General features: G+C 65.9%; 2 protein-coding genes and 1 pseudogene. All 3 read right to left on the reverse strand.

Going from position 1 to position 3,194, the window contains the following annotated elements:
• Nucleotides 1-1,970, reverse strand: a pseudogene (locus tag AHiyo1_RS16790) (elongation factor G-like protein EF-G2); the annotation flags it as partial.
• A 111-nt stretch (nucleotides 1,971-2,081) separates the two neighbouring features.
• Nucleotides 2,082-2,834 (reverse strand): M50 family metallopeptidase, encoded by a 753-nt coding sequence (locus AHiyo1_RS16795; RefSeq protein WP_340639340.1) that lies wholly within the window; start codon nucleotides 2,832-2,834, stop codon nucleotides 2,082-2,084.
• 69 nt (nucleotides 2,835-2,903) lie between these two features.
• On the reverse strand, nucleotides 2,904-3,194 hold a 291-nt coding region (locus AHiyo1_RS16800), incomplete at its 5' end, for an ATP-dependent helicase C-terminal domain-containing protein (RefSeq protein WP_275937074.1).

Below are 3,194 nucleotides of genomic sequence, written 5' to 3' on the forward strand. Positions count from 1 at the left end.
CAGATCGCTCATGACCCCGCCCACCGTGCTCGTCGGCCACAAGGACCGTCACGGCCGAAATCGGTTCGAGCAGTTGAATGCTGCCCGCCGCGGCGGCTTCCCGCAGGGCCAAAGCGCCAGCGGCCTGGAAAGCCGCGTCCGATGAATCGACGCTGTGGGTCTTGCCGCCCACCAGGATCACCCTGATGTCGACCACCGGGAAACCTGCCCGCACCCCCTTGCTCATCTGGGCCCGGACGCCTTTCTCGACCGACACAACATACGTGCCGGGGATGACCCCGCCAACAATCCTGTCCACGAATTCGAAGCCTCCCCCGCGTTCAAGGTTCCACTTCGATATCGCAGATCGCGTACTGTCCGTGGCCGCCGGATTGTTTGACATAGCGTCCGTGGCCCGCGGACTGGGCGGCAAAGGTCTCCCGGAGCGGGGTAATGACATCCACGGTCTGCAGCTTCACCCCCTGCTCGCGCAAACGGTCCAGGACTGCCTCCGAGTGGGCCTCGCCCATGCACCACAGGACCAGCTGGTGCGTCTCGGAGTTGCGCTCCACCCTCAGGGTCGGATCTCCCGCCGCGACCTTGGCCAGGCTCTTGGACAGCGCGTCTTCATCGCCGTGCGAGGCTGCTTCGATCGCCACAGGCATCAGCGGCTCGGGCATGTCCCAGGTTTCCACGAGCAGTGGAGCCTCGCGCGCGGAAACCGTGTCTCCCGTTTCGGCGCTCGCCACCTTCGCCAGCGCGCAAATGTCTCCGGCCACGGCGAACTGCACCGGCCGCAGGCTTGAGCAACGGGGAGTACAGGTGGGTGATCCGCTCGTCGCTGTCGTGGTCGGGGTGCCCGCGCTCAGCCAGGCCGTGTCCACCCACATGCACGGCAGAGTCCTCTCGCAGCGTCCCTGAGAAGACCCGGACAAGGCACACCCGTCCCAGGAACGGGTCAACAGTAGTCCGCACCACTTCGCCAAGGAGCGGACCGTCCGGATCGCATGCCAGGGGTTCCAAGGGTGTCCCGCCCAGGTCAGTCACCGTCGGGAGGCTTCGCTCAGTCGGAGGCGGAAAGGCGCGGGTCAGCACTTCCAAGAGTTCGGCCGTGCCGACTCCGGTCACGGAAGAGCTGGCCAGGACCGGAAAGAACGTCCCCCGGACGATCGCGGTCTCCAGATCTTCCACGAGGGTATCGATGGGGACGTCCTCGCCGCCGAGGTACCGGTCCATCAAGGTCTCGTCCTCGCTCTCGGAAATGATGCCCTCGATGAGTTCCCCCCGGACACCTTCCGCGCCGGCCAGTTCCGCCGCTGTCGCCGCCCGGACCGCGGGCCGTGGTTCCCCGGGGGTGTACTCCGACACCGAGCCCGAAAGCAGCCCGAGCACTCCGGAAACAGCGTCCGCGGTGCGGACCGGCAAATGAAGGGGAAGGACAGAATCGCCGAAGGCGGACCGGCATTCGGCCAGGACGGCATCGTAGTTCGCCCGGGGATGGTCAAGCCGGCTGATGACCACGGCCCTGGGCATGCCAACGCGCTCGCATTCACCCCACAGGGCGGTGGTTCCGGCGTCGACGCCGTCAACGGCCGACACTACGAACAGAGCCGCATCCGCGGCACGCAGCCCCGCGCGCAGCTCTCCCATGAAATCGGCGTAGCCCGGGGTGTCGAGAAGGTTCACTTTGATGTCGTCGAAGACAAGGGCGCCGCGGACAGCCCGATGGATCGCTGCTGGTGGATGGCCGTCGCCTCCGAGTCGCTCACGGTGGTGCCATCCACGATCGAACCCATGCGGTTCACCACCCCGGCAGCGTAAAGGAGTGATTCGAGCAGCATCGTCTTTCCCGCGCCCGAGCGGCCAATCAGGACGACGTTGCGGATGTTTTCGGGCCGATCGGCTGGCGCCGAGGACGGGTCCGCCCGTCGAAGATCGGGGTTGGTCCGGTTCGACCCCTTCGTCGCACTGCCTGGGCCTTTCACCGACATGAGCACCTCCTGGAGTAGAAGCCGAATCCCCCGCGTCCTTTGCTAACCGATTCCACACCCTGGACTGGCGCACGGCAAGAGCAATCGACAGTCCGTGCCGAAACCGCAGCCTTAGGAGAGCATGCCCCACACCGTGCGAAGGGAAAACACCGCGCTTGCTGCGATGACAACGGCGAAAGCCACGAGCCACAGCAAGGACGGCACCCCCGTGGACCGGGCCAGGATGTAGGCATCCGACGACGCGAGCCGGTCGCGCCGACGGGTGTGGACCGAAGCCACCTTGAACCAATCCCGCACGGCGCCCACCTCGAGGGCTATGCCAAGTCCGAGTACCACATGGCTTACCGTCGAGGGAGTGGCGAACATGACAAGCAACTGGGCAATCGCGGCACTGAGGAGCGCCACGAAGATTCCCGTGAAGTTCCGCAGAAAGATCAGTGCGAGCAGCAACACCAGCGCGCCGATGGACATGGCTGCCCCGGACCGCCCTGCCGACACGGACCAGATGAGCGCCACGCCTACCACGGCGGGACTCGGATATCCCCAGAACCCGGACCAGGCTGCGCCGAATTTGCCGCGCCCGCTGCTCAGGAGCTGTCCGGAGTGGTCCAGCCCGATCCGGAGCCCGTGGACGACCCGCCCCGTCATGAGGGCAGCGAACGCGTGGCCCAGTTCATGCACGAAGGTCACATAAAGACCAAACCAGCGCCAGGTGGCGTGCGGGATGCTCAGTACGACGGCAGCAGCCAGGATGCCCAGCACAACAGGGGTCGCAAGGTTCGGGACCTCTTGTGTGGTGAATCCCCGCAGCACGGCCTGCCACCAGTCGTTGACAAGGTCAGCGGGACGCAATTCCATGTTCATCACCGTGGCATCCTAAAGAAAAAGCCTGTGAACGCCTCCCAGCCAGCTGGAACCACCGGCAAGCCGGGGTCACATCTTCCGCTTGGTCTTGGCCGTTGCTGGCGCTGTCCACGGGTCCTCGGGCCAGGGATGCTTCGGATAGCGCCCGCGCATCTCCGCACGGACCTGGGCGTACGGGCCGGACCAAAAAGAGGCCAGGTCATCTGTCACGGCCAGCGGTCGCCTGGCCGGAGAAAGAAGGTGGAACAGCACCGGCACCCGTCCGCCTACCAAGCGCGGCGTCGCAGCCCAGCCGAAGCACTCCTGCAACTTGACCGCCACCACCGGCCGGCCGTCGTCGTCGGCAACGTCCGGATAGTC

The sequence above is a fragment of the Arthrobacter sp. Hiyo1 genome (assembly GCF_001263615.2).
In the GTDB taxonomy this organism is placed as follows: Bacteria; Actinomycetota; Actinomycetes; order Actinomycetales; family Micrococcaceae; genus Arthrobacter.